The organism is Pseudoalteromonas sp. TB64 (genome assembly GCF_000498095.1).
In the GTDB taxonomy this organism is placed as follows: Bacteria; Pseudomonadota; Gammaproteobacteria; order Enterobacterales; family Alteromonadaceae; genus Pseudoalteromonas.
In genome coordinates this window covers 1-17,769 of sequence record NZ_AUTQ01000079.1, presented here as the reverse complement: position 1 = coordinate 17,769, position 17,769 = coordinate 1, and the positions used below count along the sequence as shown (strand labels likewise).

General features: G+C 38.4%; 12 protein-coding genes and 1 pseudogene. 7 read left to right on the top strand and 6 right to left on the bottom strand.

Annotation, left to right across the window (positions count from 1 at the left end; translation table 11 throughout):
* The first annotated feature begins 49 nt into the window (after positions 1-49).
* From L647_RS0104210 to L647_RS0104195, 4 genes and pseudogenes are all read left to right on the top strand, one after another.
* Entirely contained in the window at positions 50-1,378 is a 1,329-nt protein-coding gene (locus L647_RS0104210; protein ID WP_024610077.1) for a GH1 family beta-glucosidase, read from the top strand.
* A 233-nt stretch (positions 1,379-1,611) separates the two neighbouring features.
* Positions 1,612-2,897 (top strand): annotated as a pseudogene (locus L647_RS01000000123640) (glycoside-pentoside-hexuronide (GPH):cation symporter).
* Between the two features lie 223 nt (positions 2,898-3,120).
* A complete protein-coding gene (locus L647_RS0104200) occupies positions 3,121-4,131 on the top strand; it encodes a LacI family DNA-binding transcriptional regulator (protein WP_024610076.1) in 1,011 nt (336 codons plus the stop codon).
* Between the two features lie 186 nt (positions 4,132-4,317).
* Positions 4,318-4,878 carry a hypothetical protein gene (locus L647_RS0104195; RefSeq protein WP_139015422.1) on the top strand — a complete coding sequence of 187 codons (561 nt, stop codon included), beginning with the start codon at positions 4,318-4,320 and terminating at the stop codon, positions 4,876-4,878.
* Positions 4,879-5,062: 184 nt separating this feature from the next.
* On the opposite strand, the gene L647_RS0104190 is transcribed toward L647_RS0104195, so the two are convergent.
* Positions 5,063-5,731, bottom strand: a complete 669-nt coding sequence (locus tag L647_RS0104190) for a DUF2987 domain-containing protein (protein ID WP_024610074.1) — start codon at positions 5,729-5,731, stop codon at positions 5,063-5,065.
* Positions 5,724-6,530: a glucosaminidase domain-containing protein gene (locus L647_RS0104185; protein WP_024610073.1), complete on the bottom strand. Its 807-nt coding sequence runs from the start codon at positions 6,528-6,530 to the stop codon at positions 5,724-5,726. Before L647_RS0104185 ends, L647_RS0104190 begins: the two co-directional genes overlap by 8 nt.
* A 364-nt stretch (positions 6,531-6,894) precedes the next feature.
* Between L647_RS0104185 and L647_RS0104180 the strand changes: the two genes are divergently transcribed.
* Complete coding sequence (locus L647_RS0104180) at positions 6,895-8,187, top strand: anti-phage deoxyguanosine triphosphatase (protein WP_024610072.1); 1,293 nt, start codon at positions 6,895-6,897, stop codon at positions 8,185-8,187.
* A 102-nt stretch (positions 8,188-8,289) separates the two neighbouring features.
* On the opposite strand, the gene L647_RS0104175 is transcribed toward L647_RS0104180, so the two are convergent.
* The gene (locus tag L647_RS0104175) at positions 8,290-10,446 is read right to left on the bottom strand and encodes a prolyl oligopeptidase family serine peptidase (RefSeq protein ID WP_024610071.1); all 2,157 of its coding nucleotides are present in this window, start codon (positions 10,444-10,446) and stop codon (positions 8,290-8,292) included.
* A 162-nt stretch (positions 10,447-10,608) separates the two neighbouring features.
* Here L647_RS0104175 and L647_RS0104170 point away from each other — a divergent pair, with 162 nt between their 5' ends.
* A complete protein-coding gene (locus L647_RS0104170) occupies positions 10,609-10,923 on the top strand; it encodes a DUF962 domain-containing protein (RefSeq protein ID WP_024610070.1) in 315 nt (104 codons plus the stop codon).
* Between the two features lie 710 nt (positions 10,924-11,633).
* On the top strand, positions 11,634-14,204 hold the full coding sequence (locus L647_RS0104165; RefSeq protein WP_024610069.1) for a TonB-dependent receptor: 2,571 nt from the start codon (positions 11,634-11,636) through the stop codon (positions 14,202-14,204).
* A gap of 705 nt (positions 14,205-14,909) precedes the next feature.
* Here the strand turns inward: L647_RS0104165 and L647_RS0104160 are convergent.
* The 3 genes from L647_RS0104160 to L647_RS0104150 all read right to left on the bottom strand — a co-directional run.
* Positions 14,910-15,968, bottom strand: a complete 1,059-nt coding sequence (locus tag L647_RS0104160; RefSeq protein ID WP_275451922.1) for a branched-chain amino acid aminotransferase — start codon at positions 15,966-15,968, stop codon at positions 14,910-14,912.
* A gap of 143 nt (positions 15,969-16,111) precedes the next feature.
* A complete protein-coding gene (locus L647_RS0104155; protein ID WP_024610067.1) occupies positions 16,112-17,164 on the bottom strand; it encodes an acyl-CoA desaturase in 1,053 nt (350 codons plus the stop codon).
* Positions 17,161-17,769 (bottom strand): iron-sulfur cluster-binding domain-containing protein (locus tag L647_RS0104150; RefSeq protein WP_024610066.1); only part of this gene is annotated, 609 nt, incomplete at its 5' end. The genes L647_RS0104155 and L647_RS0104150, both read right to left, overlap by 4 nt.

Below are 17,769 nucleotides of genomic sequence, written 5' to 3'. Positions count from 1 at the left end.
AATACAGAGGTAAATTCTCTGTAAATAACTCTCAAAAGGTTTGTTATTAATGACAAAATTATCACTACCACCACATTCACCGCTATTATCTAAAAACTTTGTGTATGGTGTGGCTACGGCTTCTTTTCAAATTGAAGGGGGATCAGACGATCGCCTTCCATGTATTTGGGATACATTTTGCGATACCCCTAATAAAATAGTTGATAGCTCAGATGGGCACACAGCGTGCGATCACTATAACCTCTGGCGTGATGATATTAATATTATAGAGTCGCTAGGCGTAGATGCTTATAGGCTTTCTATTTCTTGGCCACGTGTTATGACCCAAAACGGTCAATTAAATCCTGTAGGCGTTAAATTTTATACCGATATTTTAGATGAGCTAAAACGTCGCAATATTAAAGCTTTTGTTACTTTGTACCACTGGGATTTACCGCAGTACTTGGAAGATGAAGGTGGTTGGCTTAACAGACAAACTGCTTATGCTTTTGAGCATTACGTAAATTTAATCACAAAAGCATTTGGAGAACGCGTGCATTCGTATGCCACGTTAAATGAACCATTTTGCAGTGCCTTTTTAGGTTACGAAATTGGTATTCATGCGCCAGGTAAAATAGGAAAAGAATACGGTCGTAAAGCCGCGCACCACTTATTATTAGCGCACGGACTTGCCATGACAGTGCTAAAACAAAACTCTCCTAATACCTTAAATGGCATAGTGCTTAATTTTACACCGTGTTACAGCCTTACCCAAAGTGATGAAGACTTAAAAGCCACTGCATTTGCAGACGACTATCTTAACCAATGGTACATCAAACCAATAATTGACGGTCAATACCCAAATATAATTAATCAATTACCATTAAGCCACCAGCCCGACATTCACGAAGGCGACATGGAATTAATTTCTCAATCTATTGATTATCTAGGTATAAACTTTTACACCCGCCAAGTTTATAAAGCGCACCCTACTGATATTTATGAACCAATTGCACCTACAGGTCCATTAACAGATATGGGATGGGAAATTTATCCGCAATCATTCACCGACTTACTTGTATCGCTAAATAAAACCTACACCCTACCGCCTATTTATATAACAGAGAATGGCGCGGCAATGCCCGATACATATAATAATGGCGAAGTTAACGACTTAGACCGTTTAAATTATTATAATGATCACTTAAATGCGGTTCATAATGCGGTTGAACAAGGTGTTACAATACATGGTTACTTTGCTTGGAGCTTAATGGACAACTTTGAATGGGCAGAAGGTTACTTAAAGCGCTTTGGTATTGTGTATGTAGATTATAAAACACAGCAACGTACTATTAAAAAAAGTGGACTTGCTTACAAAGCACTTATCTCTAACAGATAATTAATATACCCAAGCCTGCCTCTATATGCATAATTAAAGGTTTAACAGTGGCTTAGCATAAGGCGTTACTTTACAAAGTAGCAACCTTTAAAAGGAACAACAAGGGAAGTAATTCCCTGTGAAACGCCCATAGGTTTGGTTTAAAAGTGATTTATACAGCGTTATCAGTTTTAACAAAGATATAAACATCTCACAACGCAACTAAAATAAACATAAAGCGGGATAAAACAATCATGGTCAGTGTAAAAGAAAAAATAGCGTATGGCTTAGGCGACACCGCCAGTAATATTATTTTTCAAACAGTAATGATGTTTTTAATGCTGTACTACACCGATGTAGTGGGCTTATCGCCTGCAGTGGTAGGTACAATGTTTTTAGCTGTGCGTGTTTTTGATGCCGTGACTGACCCACTAATGGGAAACCTTGCTGATAAAACGCATACACGCTGGGGTCATTTTCGCCCCTACTTACTCTGGCTTGCCCTCCCTTTTGCCATTATTAGTATTTTAGCGTTTACTACACCTGATTTAGAAGGCACTGATAAAATAATTTATGCCTTTACTACCTACACTTTGCTCATGGTTGTCTACACCGCTATAAACATTCCTTATTGCGCATTAGGCGGAGTACTAACTGCAGATATAAAAGAGCGCGTTACAATTCAATCATATCGTTTTGTATTTGGAATGTTAGGCGGCGTAATTGTTGCCGGTTGTACAATGCCAATGGTTGAATATTTTGGTCAAGGCGATGCTGCCAAAGGCTACCAATACACAATGACCGCAATGAGTATTTTAGGCTTTGTATTATTTTTACTTTGTTTTTTAGGCACAAAAGAGCGAATTCAACAGCCAAAAGAGCAAAACATCCCTTTTGCTAAAAGTGTAAAAACATTAATAAAAAACGATCAATGGCGAACCCTTTGCTTAGCCGCATTCTTTTTGCTCACTGGGCAAGTATTAAGGCTGACCCTTGCTGTTTATTACGTAAAATATTATTTAGGTCGAGACGATCTAGTAACCTTATTTATGACTCTAGGTGTGGCGGCAAGCATGGTTGGTTGCGCCTTAGCTCAACCACTTGCCAAGCGCTTTTGTAAAATAAAAGCCTATATAAGTTTACAACTTATTGCCGCTGTTATTTGCGGTTTTAGTTACTTTATTAACAGTGATCAATTAGTACTCGCGTTTACTGCATTTATTTTGTGGAAATTCTTTTTAGACATGGCAACACCTCTGCTGTGGGCTAAAATGGCCGACACAATAGATTATGGTCACCAACAAACAGGCGTGCGTATTACTGGTTTGGTTTATTCTGGCGTCATATTCTTTATTAAAATGGGTGTGGCTGTGGGCGGNAAGCCGATACTGTACAAACACTCGATACCCAACACGGTATTTTGCTTTCATTTACTGTGTTACCTGCTTTTGGATCATTATTTGTAGCTTACATAATGAAAAAATATACACTGACAAATCAGGTTGTCGAAAATATCCAATCTAAACTAACAACTAGTTAAGGTATATACCCAAACCAGCTCAAAATGCAGAACTCAGGGTTGGTTTAAAAGCGATTTATACTGCGTTATTGATTTTAACAATAGAACCACTATTATTTGCGATCAATGCCTTGCCTAAATCACTTTTAAATACAACTGAAACTTACATCTTGAGGTGGTTTGGGTATTCACTCTAAGGTATGATTTAGCTGAAGAAGTAAGGATAAGCGAGTGAACAAATAACATGGCAACTATTTATCAAGTATCAGAACTTGCTGGCGTATCATTAGCCACCGTTTCACGTGTGATGAACAAAAATACCCGTGTGAGCGACAAAACTAAACAAAAAGTACTTGATGCAATGGAGCAGCTTGGTTACAAACCTAATTCGATAGCCCAATCTTTAGCATCTAACTGCACCAATAGTGTTGGTATATTAGTGTCTGAGTTACACGGCCCGTTCTTTGCTCAAATGATGGCTGGTATTGAGTCTGAGCTTCGCGCTGCTGGAAAACACGTTATTATTACCACCGGTCACAGTGAAGAAGACAAAGAAAAAGAAGGTATTGAGTTTTTAATTAGCCGACGTTGCGACGCTATTATTTTGCACGTAGAAGCCGTGTCAGACGAATATTTAATAAAGCTTAGCGAAGGCTCTACACCTGTTTATCTAATGAGCCGTTACGTAGAACCACTTAAAGAAAATTGCATAAGCCTAGATAACCAACTAGGTGGCTACCTTGCAACTAAATCGATATTAGACCAAGGGCATAATCAAATAGCCTATATTGCAGGTCCGCAATTTAAAGCCGATGCATTTAACCGGCTAGAAGGTCATAAACAAGCACTTGCTGAGGCTGATGTTAAATTTGAGCCTGCGCTTTATTATATAGGCGACTTTAACGAAACCGGTGGCAGCAAAGGCTTAAAACATTTTATAGATAGCAAAATTAACTTTACTGCACTTGTTTGCGCCAACGACGAAATGGCCTCTGGTGCTATGAAATATGCCAGAGAGCATGGGTATAACTTACCAAACGATTTATCTATTGTTGGGTTTGATAACGTTATTTTTGCAAACTACCTCTATCCTACCCTTACAACAATAGATAACCCTGTCGCTAAAATGGGTGAGATGGCTGCTAAATTAGTTCTTAAAGACGTGTATCAAAATAAAAACCTCGTTATAAATCGGTTTTTTGAACCCACTTTAATGCAGCGTGATTCATCAGCACCACTTGTTACATCCAATTGAATGTTAAAGTATAGAATAAAAAACCAGCCAAATTTTAAACGAGTATAATATCAAAGGATAATTTCAATCTATTTTTTCAACACGTTATGTTATCTATAAAAGTATGATTTTCTTGTAAAACGCACTATATTTGTTTGAAAGCTTTTTCGTTAAATTTTAAATATAACAAATGTGATAAATAATATTATGAAGTCAAAAATAAATAATAAAAATAATAAAAATCTAGTAACAATTATTGTCTTGTTAATAATTGGTATATCTATTTTTAGTTTTCAATATTTTGATTCTGGTGAAAAGTCAGTAACAATTTGGGAACAAACAGCAGATAAAGCGAAAGAAGCAGCATATATCAGTAAAATTGCTATTTATGATGAATCTTGTAATGAGATTATTTATGACGTTTTTTATGAAAATGTAAAAAATAGCCCCAAAGAAATAAGCGAACTTGGGATTAGTCATAAAGATGTGAATAGTGGTTATGCAAAAAAAGAAGATGGTACTGTTGATTATTCTTTTTGGATTAACTCAGAAGGTGGGAAAGGCTTAAGGGGTTTACCATTGAGTGAACTTAAAGATGGCAGTGGTTCAATCAAATATAGAGCTTGGATAACTCCTGAAACAAAATCTGCTGAAACAGATGGGTTTTCTGCATTTATTAGATCTTTTGATGATAACGATAATCAAATAAACCTTTTTGACCAAGTAGAAATTAAGCACACTAAGTTTTGGGACAATAGTTGTAGTTAAAAGCATTTAAACTTATAAAATTGGTTTTGCACCTAGCTTGAATCTGATCATATAGCAGATGAAAAAAATAAAAATAATACATATAAAAAACTGAGAGAATATCAATCTCTCAGTTTCCTAACAACCTAGCTAAATGTCGCTTTTTATGTGGCAATTACACATTCTTATTTAACCGCAACTCTAGCTACTTAACAATCCAAGGTGTTACTTTAATAACTTGCGATATATCGCCAAGTGCCGCATTATCATCTTCCCAGTTATCTTCAACTGCAAAGTAACATACTGACTTTTCGCACGTTATGCTTTTATCATCAAACTGCATTGGGCTTTTAAATGTAACTGCAACGCCCTTTTGCTCTGGTAATAAAAACCACATTAACTTGCTAACAAAAAAGCCCGATAAATCAGTTAATAATTCATCTAACTCGTCGTTAATAGTATACAAAGATTGCTTTGAAAGTGTGAGCCCTTCAAGTTCGTTTGCTTCTATTTGAAGTTTTAATTGGCAATCGTGATCTGGATTTTGTGGCTGCACCACAATAACCGCTTTATCGGTATCAAGTTGCTTATCAAACGGTAATAACAGCTGCGCTTTATCGGTAAAGTTAAGCGGATACTCGTTATTCTCAGTTAAAATAGTGCCACTTTTAATCGCACACGATTCATTTGTACCAATATCGCTTATATAAAAATTAACACGCGCGTATTGAAAATCGCCCTTATTAACAATTTTTAAGCGGTCGTAAAAACCATCATACGACATTACAAACTCTCTCGCATTTACGTTAAATGCTGTAATGCTTAGTAATACCAATGCCGTAACGTTGGTGTAATTTAAAATGCGTTTATTCATCAAAGTAAGCTCTATTTTGGTTAATCATGGTATTTAGCTCTTCTATATACGCTTCGCCGCGCTCAGAGTATGACAATAAACCATGCGTAAGCTCAGTGGCTACAATTGGTTTTTGTTCTAAGCGTAAGTTTTCACGAATAGCACGTAGATCTTTATATGCTGGGTGCGTGTTTATATTTTTAAAATAAGCGTTTATAGCAGCTCTTACCGATTTAAACGCAGCAACTTCGTGCGCAGCACCAGTATTACGGCGCTTTGGAACCATGCCACAGCCTTTTGAATAACACCACTGACCAAAAAAGTTAAGACCAATGCGTGCAAAACGCGATGTACCCCAAGCCGATTCGTTCGCAGCTTGCATAAGTGCTAATTCTTTAGGAATAATATCAACACGACGCAGTGCTTGCGTAAGTGTTAGCGTATCAAGCGTGGTTGGTAAGTCGTACGATTTTAAAATTTTAACAATGTCTTTGCTTTGTTTATTCTCAAGCGACAAATCGTTTTGTAGCATCATACGTGCAATTTCTAGTTTTGCGCGTTGCTGTAATATTTTTTTATTTTCGGCTTCAACATGCGGACGAATAAAATTAAAAAAGGCATGTTTTTTTTCTTTTACATCAGTAAATTCTGAAAACTTAGGTAGCTTAACGTTATGTAATGGTTTTTCTATTTTCTTTATTTTTTTAGATTCAGAGGTAGTTTGTCCATCTGTATCTACGTCATCACTTTGCATAAATGGATACGCAAGTGCCCATATAAAAAATATGGTTAACAAAAACTTAAAAATGGTTTTTAGCATGTATTCTCTCTTTAAATATTAGGGCGTGTTGACTTTTTGTGATTAAGTTTGCAGCAGTATGTTTAGCATTTAGGCAAGGCAGAGCCTATGCAGTGTGGTTATTCCCCATAAATAGGCGATAACGCAGCATAAATGCCAAACATGCGCTGCCCAACGGGCTCTTCCTAAGGGCAATTAGACCGCCTCTAGATTGAACAAATTTAATCCGCAAAGATCAACACGCCCTAGTTATGCATGGTCAATACACAAGCATACGAAGTCCCATTATACCTAAGCCACTTTGTAAACGCGAATAACCTAAATTCGCAATTTATAAGTGCATGGGTATACTGCTAGCGTAACTAATTATTTCTGAGTGAGCAGTATGGATAAACAATGGCAAAGCCGAATAATAGAACAGCACAAACATAGACCTAACGACAACCGCTCACCTTGGCAGGTTGATCGCTCTCGTATTATTCACGCTGCTGCATTTAGGCGATTACAAGCCAAAACCCAAATTATGGGCATTGGTTTGAACGATTTTTACCGTACTCGCCTTACTCACTCTTTAGAAGTATCGCAAATTGGCACCGGCATACTGCGCCATTTAAAAGCGCAACATAGCGATTTTACGCACTTTCCATCAACCGGACTGCTAGAAACACTGTGTTTAGCACACGATATTGGTCATCCGCCCTTTGGTCATGGTGGTGAAATAGCGCTAAATTACATGATGCGCGATCATGGTGGCTTTGAAGGCAACGCGCAAACACTGCGTATAGTTGCAAAGCTTGAGCCCTACAGCAACGGTCATGGGATGAACCTTACTCGTCGTACTTTATTAGGCTTTATAAAATATCCTGCATTTATAAACACGCTTTGGCATACCATTCCCGATACAACAACAGGTCGTGCATTTATAAAAGCAGATGATTGGCGACCAGCCAAGGGCTTATACAATGACGATGCAGCCATATTCAATTGGATAGTAGAACCACTGAGTCAAAACGATAAAACATTACTTGGTAACCATGCTGAAATAGATAAATACCGTGCTAAAACAACATATAAATCCCTCGATAGCGCCATTATGGAACATGCCGATGACATAGCATATGCCGTACATGACTTAGAAGATGCAATTGCAACGCATGTGCTTACGTTAGACGATTGGCAAACGCATGCTCTGCCTCATTTAAAAGCACTTAATTTTGACTGGTTAAACACCATGCTTGAGTCGCTCACCCAGCGTTTGTTTTCAAAAAATGACTACGAGCGAAAAGACGCCATAGGTGAGCTGGTTAATACCTTTATTATTCACATACATTTAGATATTCAAAACGATGCCTTTGAATGCCCTATTTTAAAGTACACCGCTAAATTAGATGCCCAATACGACAGTGTATTGCAAATACTTAAGCATTTTGTGTTTCAGCGTTTAATACGCGACCCCGAAATGCAGCAAATAGAGTTTAAAGGTCAAAACTTACTAATAGAGTTATTTACCGCGTTTGCTAGCGATCCGCTGCGTTTATTGCCCGAAACAACACAAGCGCAATACATAGAAGCCGAAAAGCAAAACCAAGGCATGCGTATAATTTGCGATTACTTAAGCGGAATGACCGACGAATACGCTTATAAAACGTACCAACGATTGTTTTCACCTATGCAGTAGTAATACCAATAGACGTAAGTAATATAAAACTGAGCATTATTAAAAAGGCCGAGTAAATTTAATCTACTCGGCCTTTTTAGCTTTTATATTTAGTTGGAACTTTTATAAAGATTTTACGCCCATGTTATATAGTGTAAAACCAAACATATCAGCGTACTGATCAATAATTTTACTAGTTGGTGTACCTGCACCATGACCCGCATTTGTTTCTATACGAATAAGTGTTGGGTTACTACCCGCTTGTTTTGATTGAAGCTCAGCCGCAAACTTAAACGAATGCGAAGGGACAACACGGTCATCATGATCGCCTGTCGTGATCATAGTGGCTGGATATTCAACACCGGCTTTTACATTATGAAGAGGTGAATAGCCTTTAATGTATTCAAACATTTCTTTGCTTTGCTCGCTCGTACCGTAGTCGTATGCCCAGCCAGCGCCCGCAGTAAATGTATGGTAACGTAGCATATCAAGTACGCCTACAGCAGGAAGAGCCACCTGAAATAAGTCAGGACGCTGGGTCATTACCGCGCCAACTAATAAACCACCATTAGATCCACCACGCAGTGCTAAACGCTTTTTAGATGTATACTTTTTATCTTTTAAATACTCAGCAGCTGCAATAAAATCATCAAACACATTTTGCTTTTGCAATTTAGTGCCTGCATTGTGCCAGTCTTTACCGTACTCACCACCACCACGAATATTAGCAACGGCATATACCCCGCCCTGCTCAAGCCATACAGCATTAACCGGACTAAAGCTTGGCGTTAAACTAATATTAAAACCACCGTAACCGTATAAAATAGTAGGGTTTGAACCATCAAGCTTAATACCTGTTTTATAGGTAATTACCATCGGTATTTTTGTACCGTCTTTTGATGTGTAAAACACTTGCTCAGACGTGTAATCATCACTATTAAAATCAATAGCCGACTTACGATAAACACCCGATTCACCGGTAGTTACATCAAACGTATACGTAGTGCCTGGTGTTTTATAATTAGTGAATGAGTAATAAAGCGTAGTTTGCTCTTTTTTACCACCAAAACCGCTTGCAGTACCCACACCTGGTAAGCTAATTTCGCGAATTAGCTCGCCTTTTTTGTTGTATTGTTTTACCTGCGAAATCGCATCAACCATATAGTTGGCAAAAAAGGTATCGCCACCTTTAGTCAGGTTTAGTACGTTTTTGGTTTCAGCAATTAAATCTACCCAATTTTCAGGGGTTGGGTTGTTTGCATCAACCGTGACTACTTTTTTGTTTGGCGCATTTAAATTAGTTACTAAAAACAGTTTACTGCCTTCGTTATCAATAACCGATGTATCTGAATCAGTATTTCCAACAACCGTTACAAATTCACTGTTTTCTTTTGTTAAATCTTTTATAAACAGCTTATTGCCTGAAGTAGACGTACTTGCTGAAATAAGTAAGTAATGTCCGTCATCAGTTACGTCAGCGCCAACATAGCGATGTTTTTGCGCATCAGTTTCACCAAATACAACTTGGTCAGCAGATTGAGCAGTGCTTAACTTATGGTAATACACTTTATGTTGATCTGTTTTAGCCGAAAGCTCACTACCTTTAGGTTTTTCGTAGCTTGAATAATAAAAACCTTCGTTACCTAACCAATCTATGCCACTAAATTTAACATCAACAAGTGCTTCTTCAACTTGCTCTTTAGTTTTTGTATCAATAACTATAATTTTACGCCAATCACTGCCGCCTTCCGATATTTGATACGCTAATAAAGAGCCATCTTTTGAAAACGATAAACCCGACATAGACGTCGTACCATCTTCACTAAACTTGTTTGGATCTAAAAATACTTCAACGTCGCCGCCATCTTTACTACGGTATAAAACATATTGATTTTGCAACCCATCATTTTTGTAAAAATAGGTGTAATCGCCTTCAGTAAAAGGAGGACCTATTTTTTCGTAATTCATTAATTTTTCAAGACGCTGCTTTAACTTATCGCGATAAGGTATTTGCTCTAAATAAGAAAACGTTAAATCGTTTTGAGTTTTAACCCACTGTGCAGTTTCTTCACTCATATCATCTTCTAACCAACGATACGGATCGCTAACTGCCTCTTCAAAGTAAGTGTCAACCACATCACCTTTTTTAGTTTCTGGATATACAACTGAATTTACTTGCTTCATAGGTGCTTTTACTTCTTCTTTAATTGCCATATTAGTTGGCTCTGAACAGCCGCTAAGTGCTAGTAGTACAGCACATGCTAAAGTTTGCTTAAACATTATGAGTTCCGTTCTTAATTGTTATTAATAGTGCACCTAAGTTATTAACTTTTAGTCCTTTTGTCTATTAAGATGAGCTCATCGGCATTTATCGCTGTAAACAAATGTAAACTTACGCTTTAATAGTTCATGATTTTCATTAAAAAGATAAAAGAGCAAACAATGCAAAGTACACACTCTACATTTAAAAGCTTTAAAGCCTTTTACCCTTATTATTTAAAAGAGCACCGTAACGTTACTTGCCGTCGTTTGCATTTTATAGGCAGCACGTTAGTCATTGTAGTAATTGCAATTACGTTATTAGCACAACAATACAGTTTATTATGGCTTTTACCTGTTATTGGATACGGATTTGCGTGGGTCGGGCACTTCTTTTTTGAAAAAAATCGCCCAGCTACTTTTAAGTATCCTTTTTATAGTTTGTGGGGAGATTGGGTTATGTTTAAAGATATGCTCGTAGGAAAAATTAAATTTTAACGATATTTTTTTATACCAATTACTTATAAAAACAAAGCTGCTTCGTTGTTTAAAGTATAGATTCTCATAAACAGTATTATATTTGTAGAACAACCACCAAATGTTAATTAAATTAACATTTGGTGGTTGGTTTTATATTTCTTTCTCGCAAATTTTATTTATAACTTAACAGCTACTTATTGTTAGCCCACTAAAAACAGAACACCATTGATAATTAACTCAACCCTCCATCACACCAATAGTCGTTAATTAAACGTTAATTTTAAAGTGCTTCTATAATTCATTATTCATCAATTACTTAGCATTTATCACTCTCATATAACTAAAACGATGATCATTATAAAAAATGACCAAATGTAATTATAAAAGCAGCTAGATTAATTGAATGTTATTCAATTGACTGACTTTGTTAATTAAGTATATGTTCAAGGTAACAAAAACGTTTATACCAATTCGCTTAATTAAGTGATCTATTTTGAGGATGGAAAAACGTGTTGATAGCTAGGCAAAAAATTCGCTATTTAGTTGTTCTCGGCAATTGCTCCTGCATTGCTCTACCCTCTGCATCCATGCAGTCGTAAATGAGAATTTTTTAACGCAGGTAGCGACACGTTTAGCCTCTAAAAATGATTAAGTATTATTGCGGGTTGGTATTAATAACCTTTTTGTACAAAAACTAAAATAATTCAACGGGTATGGGGAAATAAAACATGAATAAAAAGCCATTATTTCAATTACAACAATCGGTGCCACAAATATTACTCGCAATGAGCGCATCTGCCGCGCTACTAGGTTCGCTTTCTGTAAGCGCTGCAACACAAGACACTAAAGCAGAAGAAAACATAGAACAAATTAGCGTAATAGGCTCTCGCCGATTAGGTCGCACAGTAGAAGACAGCGCAGTACCAATAGATATTATAGGTGCAGACGCACTTAATAATTCAGGTCAAACAGAAACAAACGCGCTACTTAGCAGCCTATTACCCAGCTTTAACTTCCCGCAGGCATCCCTTACAGATGGTAGTGACCACGTACGCCCTGCTCAACTTCGTGGTTTAGCCCCCGATCACACATTAGTACTTGTTAATGGTAAACGCCGTCACAGTAATGCATTACTTAATTTAAATGGCTCAACGGGTCGTGGTTCTTCATCAGTTGATTTAAACGCGATTCCGGCAAATGCAATTGCTCGTATTGAAGTGTTACGCGATGGCGCAGCAGCGCAATATGGCTCTGATGCTATAGCTGGCGTTATTAATATTGTGCTTAAAAGTGCCAGTAGTGGTGGCTCTTTTTCAGCAAACTACGGCGCTAACGTTACTGAAATGGATGGAGTACCAGAACTAAAATCTGTATCTGAAGGCAGCGATGGCAATTTGGCATTTACCGAGGGCAGCGATCGCTCACTAACCGATGGTCAAACATTAACGCTACAAGGTAATATGGGGTTTGAACTTGGCGAAAATGGCTTTTTAAATATCTCAACAGAATACCGCGACCGCCATTCAACTAATCGCTCAGACTACGACCAACGCGAAAACTACGCGCGTTTAGATGACGGCTCCCTAGACCCACGCGAACTTACCGTAAATCGTTATAACCATAATTTTGGTAATGGCGATGTTGAAGATCTTTCTGTTTTTTATAACGCCGGATACCAGTTAACAAACAATGCCGACTTATATTCATTTGGCTCTTACAGCAAACGTGAAGGCGAAGGCGGCGGGTTTTATCGCCGTGCAAGTGATAGCCGTAATATAGAAGAAATTTACCCAGACGGATTTTTACCTGTTATTACTTCAGACATAAACGATTTTTCACTCGCTCTTGGTGTTAAAGGCTTTGTAAGCGAATGGAATTACGATGTATCGGCAGTGTACGGACAAGATGCATTTGAGTTTGGTGTTACTAATAGCTTAAATACTTCATTCGGACCTACTAGCCAAACTACATTTGATGCAGGCACACTGACGTACGACCAACTTACTTTAAACGTTGATTTGAGCCGTGAAGTAGACGTAAGCTTTTTAGAAAGCTCTGTAAACGTAGCGGTAGGTGCTGAGTACCGCCGCGAAGGTTACCAAATAGATGCAGGCGAAGAAGCCTCATACGCACAAGGTACGTTTGGTCCAGGTGGTGCAGTAACCGACCCTGTTGATGGTCCATTTGGTGCAGCCGGATCACAAGTATTCCCTGGGTTTACGCCAGAATCCGAAGGTGATAACAGCCGCCACAACGTAAGCTTTTACATCGATCTTGAAACTTACCTAACCGATGATTGGAACCTAACCGTTGCCGCTCGTTATGAGGATTACTCAGACTTTGGCGATACGCTTAATGGTAAAATTGCCACTCGTTACGCGTTAACTGAAGACCTAGCAATTCGTGCATCGGCCTCAACGGGCTTTAGAGCACCGTCGTTACAACAGCAATTTTTCACCTCAGTAGCCACTGTATTTGTTGATGGCGAACCAACCGAAACAGGTACTTTTGCGCCAGGTAGTGATGTAGCAAAAGCGCTTGGCTCACCTGGTCTTGATGCTGAGGAAGCAACAAACTACGGCGTTGGGTTTACATGGTCTACCGACTTTAACTTCAGCTTATCCGTTGATTATTACCAAATATTAATTGATGACCGAATCGTGCTATCAAACAACTTATCAGGTGCTGCAATTGAGCAATTACTTGAAGGTACAGGTGCTAATCAAGGGCGTTTTTTCTTAAACGCAATTGACAGTAAAACGCGCGGTGTTGATGTTGTAGCATCGTACAACCTAGCAACCGACGGTTATGGCGATGTTGCCTTTAATTTAGGTTACAACTACGGTAAAAATGAAGTTACCGATATAATTGATGCCCCTGCAGAGTTGCAAGGTGCTGGGTTTGATCAAGACAACTTATTCTCTGGTAACGAACTTCGTCGTTTTGAAGTAAGCACCCCACGCAACAAGTACAACCTAAGTGCAACATGGAATATGGACCAGTGGCGCACAACACTCAGAACAACGCGCTACGGTGAAACACAAGACCCTTCAGAAACACCAGAACTTAACGAAGTACTCAAGCCTAAATGGATCACTGACTTAGATGTCGCCTACTCGCTTAGTGAAAACGTATCGCTGAGCTTAGGTGCTAATAACATTTTTGATGTTTATCCTGACGCAACCCGCGAGAATGTTGACGAAGTAAGTACGTTCTCACGCTTATTTGCTTATTCTAGCTTCTCGCCATACGGATTTAACGGACGCTACGTGTACGGCAAAATAGAAATGAAGTTTTAATCATTGATTAAAATATCTGCATGACTAACAACCATGCAGATATTCCTACACAGTGTAAATATATTCAAAGTTAGAAAAACCGGCTTTAATGAGCTCTATAACTAAAACCAGAGCAAAGTAATCATAAGCAACTATTTAGTTTTGAAACCGATTAATTAATGAGAATTTATAGACTATTTGGTTTACATATTACAGGCTGGGCCAAAGATAATAAAAACAGATCAAATGAGCTTGTAAATAACTCAACGTTATTCAAATCCACCTCACCTTCAAAGCATGCTTCACCGTCTTTATTCTAAAAAAGACTTTCCCAAAATAGTCACCGCCAATACCTAAACAAATTTTATTGCCTATACCACCACCTGCTATCGCTAAAAGTTAATTCACTTTTGCTTTTGTAGCGGCCTTTTATATTTATTATCGATAACAATAAAGTAGGTAGTAACAATAAAATAAACGCCTATTTAAAATACATATTGGAGTAAATAAACCTGCAGCTTCCCTATTTGCCGAACCAAAAGTAAAACTGAGATTTCGCACATGGATTAATATTTATTAGGTGTTGAATACAGAGCAAATGATCAGTATGACGAAAACCAATAACATACTTCTGCCTTAATTGAAAAACTAAACAACCGCTCTAAACACGAATGTGTTACATAAAAAATCCGATATTAGAAAACCAATATCGGATTATTAAGGCGATTAAATTTTAGTTAACCAACCGTGTTTGTCTTCACTTTTACCCCATTGAATATCGTTCAATGCTTGGCGTAAACGTGCTGTAGTAGGACCAGGTTCACCAGTACCTACTTTATATTCTTTATCGTTATGAATAAACGTACCTACCGCAGTAAGTACCGCAGCAGTGCCCGAAAGCGCCGCTTCAGTACCTGGTTTTGCTGCACGTTCTAGTAGCTCAGTAACGCTAAAGTTACGCTCGCTTACCGTCATACCTAAATCTTTGGCTATGGTTAAAACACTACTGCGTGTAACACCGTGTAAAAAGGTGCTATCGAGTGCTTTAGTAATAATCTCGTTGCCGTCAATGAGTATAAAGTTAGCAGCACCGGTTTCTTGTACGTCGCCACCTGGGCAAAACAAAATTTGATCTGCTTGGTACTTTATACGTGCAGCACTAATAGGCGCTAAAGCACTGGCGTAGTTACCACCACTTTTTACCATACCCATGTGCGGAGCGCAGCGCATACCATCTTCTTCAAGTAGTACGCGTAGTGCAGTTGCACCACCTGCAAAGTAATCACCCACTGGCGATAGTAACGTATATAAAAGCGAGCTCATTGATGGCGCAGCTGCTTTACCAATTGCCGCCTCAGTACCAATATGAGTTGGGCGAATATACATAGAGCCCGGTGGTAATGGCGTTTCATCTGCGTATTCACGCATAATATCGATAATCATCGTTTTTAGCATATCGCCATCAAAACTCGGTAAGCTTAATAGCGCTGAGCTTTGTTGCATGCGTGCAATGTTTGCATCCATTCTAAAAAGATAAACAGAACCATCTTCATGGCGAAAGGCTTTTAAGCCTTCAAAACATGTACTTGAATAATGAAGAACGTGTGCACCAGCATGAAGTTCAAGTTTATCGGAAGGGACAATCGAGCTTTCGCTCCATTTATTATCAGAAAAACGAGCTTGAATCATCTGCGGCATAAACACGGTACCAAATGCGGCCATTTTAATCTCTCTTGTGTGGTCTATTTTCCTCCATTGTATGACAATCACCCGCCATTTAACCATAGCTAAAGTAAGGCTTTTTTAATTAACTAAGAGAATTTTTTGCAAGTGCTGTTTACAAATCAACCGCATTGGGTGCTATAAACAAAAAAATCGGTCTGTGCAGCTACACAGACCGATTTTTTCATTCGTTAATTAAAACATATTTATTTAAACGAATATTTAATAATACGTTTTAACACCGACGTATACTGCCTAAAAAAACCACCCGTATGGTAATCAACACCGTGTTTTTTTAAAACAGCTTGTACTTGAGGCGCTACTTCTTGATAGCGCGAAGACGGCATATCAGGAAATAAATGATGCTCTATTTGGCAACTTAAATGCCCTGTCAAAACATGAAACCAATGCGGCCCGTTAATATTAGACGAGCCCAATACTTGGCGGTAATACCACTGCCCTTGGGTTTCGTTTACGCAGTCTTCTTGTTTAAATGTTTGCGTTTCTTCGGTAAAGTGCCCACAAAATATGATGGTTGATGTCCATAAATTACGGATTAAGTTTGCCACTAAATTACCCGCTAATACCCATAAAAATAATGGGCCTGCAAGTAACGGGAATATCGCATAATCTTTAATTAACTGGCGAGCGCCTTTACTAAAAAAACGATGTTTTAGTGTTGAGTGCGATACAAGCCCTTCGCGGTTTTCTTTCTTTTTACCAATAAAAACACGCTCTGCAGCCAATTCGTGATACGACACGCCCCACTGAAATAGCACACTTAAATTAATGTATGTAATAAACTGCCATACATTTTTTAAACGCCAATTAAAATCGTCGCTCAGGCGTAATAACCCATAGCCAAAATCACGGTCTTTACCAATAATATTAGTATAAGTATGGTGCTCAAAATTATGAATACGGTGCCAACTTTGTCCATCGCACGCTATGTCCCACTCATAATGCTGTGAGTTAAGTTGCTTGTCGTTCATCCAGTCGTATTGACCGTGCATTACATTGTGACCAATTTCCATATTGTCTAAAATTTTAGCAAGCGCTAATAGCAGCACGCCTGCAACCCACAATAGTGGCTGAATAAAACCAAGCATAAGCAAAATTCGCCCGCTCCATTCACATACTCGCTGTTTGCGCACAACAGAGCGAATGTAGTCAGCATCTTGTTGACCTACTTTGCCAAGGGTGTCCATTTTAATGGCATCTAACTCGCTTGCGAGCATGTCATAGTTAATGTTTTTCATAATTGTAACTCCAAATCACTAACAGGTTGGCTTACGCAAAGTTGTATTAGCTGCTCGCCGTTGTCACTCAATTCACCTGTTTTTAAATTACGTACCACGCCTGACTTTTTAATACATTGGCATTGATGACAAATACCAATACCGCAACCGCGTTTAACGGGTAGCTTTTTTTCTTCAAACTGAGTCAATAAAACATCGTTGCCCGATACAACATGGGCACTGGCGTTAATTTTTACGTTAAATTGGCTGTCGTCGTTTAAGCTTGGTAGCGCTAAACCAAATGCTTCTTGGTAATAATTTAGCTTATGCGTTTTAGCAAAATCACTCACCGTTTGCATAAATGCTGCAGGACCACAGCAGTAAATGTCTGGATTTTCCCACGGCTTAATATTGCTAGTTATATCGCTTGATTGCTCACGCGTTAATAATAAAAACGAAAAATGCTCAAAACGCGCTGCTAACTCACTCAGTTCATCAACACATTGATGCTCAGTGGCTTTTGCGTAATACACCAACGACACTTTGTGCGTAGTTTGGCTTAAGTAATCATCAAGCATAGCTAGCATAGGTGTTATACCCGAGCCACCGGCAATAAAAGTGGCTGG

What these genes read in the sequence shown, in the direction of transcription:
- L647_RS0104155 (WP_024610067.1), bottom strand. Translation starts at nt 17,164, where the DNA reads ATGAAAAACATTAACTATGACATGCTCGCAAGCGAGTTAGATGCCATT.
- L647_RS0104175 (WP_024610071.1), bottom strand. Translation starts at nt 10,446, where the DNA reads ATGTTTAAGCAAACTTTAGCATGTGCTGTACTACTAGCACTTAGCGGC.
- L647_RS0104200 (WP_024610076.1), top strand. Translation starts at nt 3,121, where the DNA reads ATGGCAACTATTTATCAAGTATCAGAACTTGCTGGCGTATCATTAGCC.
- L647_RS0104210 (WP_024610077.1), top strand. Translation starts at nt 50, where the DNA reads ATGACAAAATTATCACTACCACCACATTCACCGCTATTATCTAAAAAC.
- L647_RS0104195 (WP_139015422.1), top strand. Translation starts at nt 4,318, where the DNA reads ATGAAGTCAAAAATAAATAATAAAAATAATAAAAATCTAGTAACAATT.
- L647_RS0104190 (WP_024610074.1), bottom strand. Translation starts at nt 5,731, where the DNA reads ATGAATAAACGCATTTTAAATTACACCAACGTTACGGCATTGGTATTA.
- L647_RS0104165 (WP_024610069.1), top strand. Translation starts at nt 11,634, where the DNA reads ATGAATAAAAAGCCATTATTTCAATTACAACAATCGGTGCCACAAATA.
- L647_RS0104185 (WP_024610073.1), bottom strand. Translation starts at nt 6,530, where the DNA reads ATGCTAAAAACCATTTTTAAGTTTTTGTTAACCATATTTTTTATATGG.
- L647_RS0104170 (WP_024610070.1), top strand. Translation starts at nt 10,609, where the DNA reads ATGCAAAGTACACACTCTACATTTAAAAGCTTTAAAGCCTTTTACCCT.
- L647_RS0104160 (WP_275451922.1), bottom strand. Translation starts at nt 15,968, where the DNA reads ATGGTTAAATGGCGGGTGATTGTCATACAATGGAGGAAAATAGACCAC.
- L647_RS0104180 (WP_024610072.1), top strand. Translation starts at nt 6,895, where the DNA reads ATGGATAAACAATGGCAAAGCCGAATAATAGAACAGCACAAACATAGA.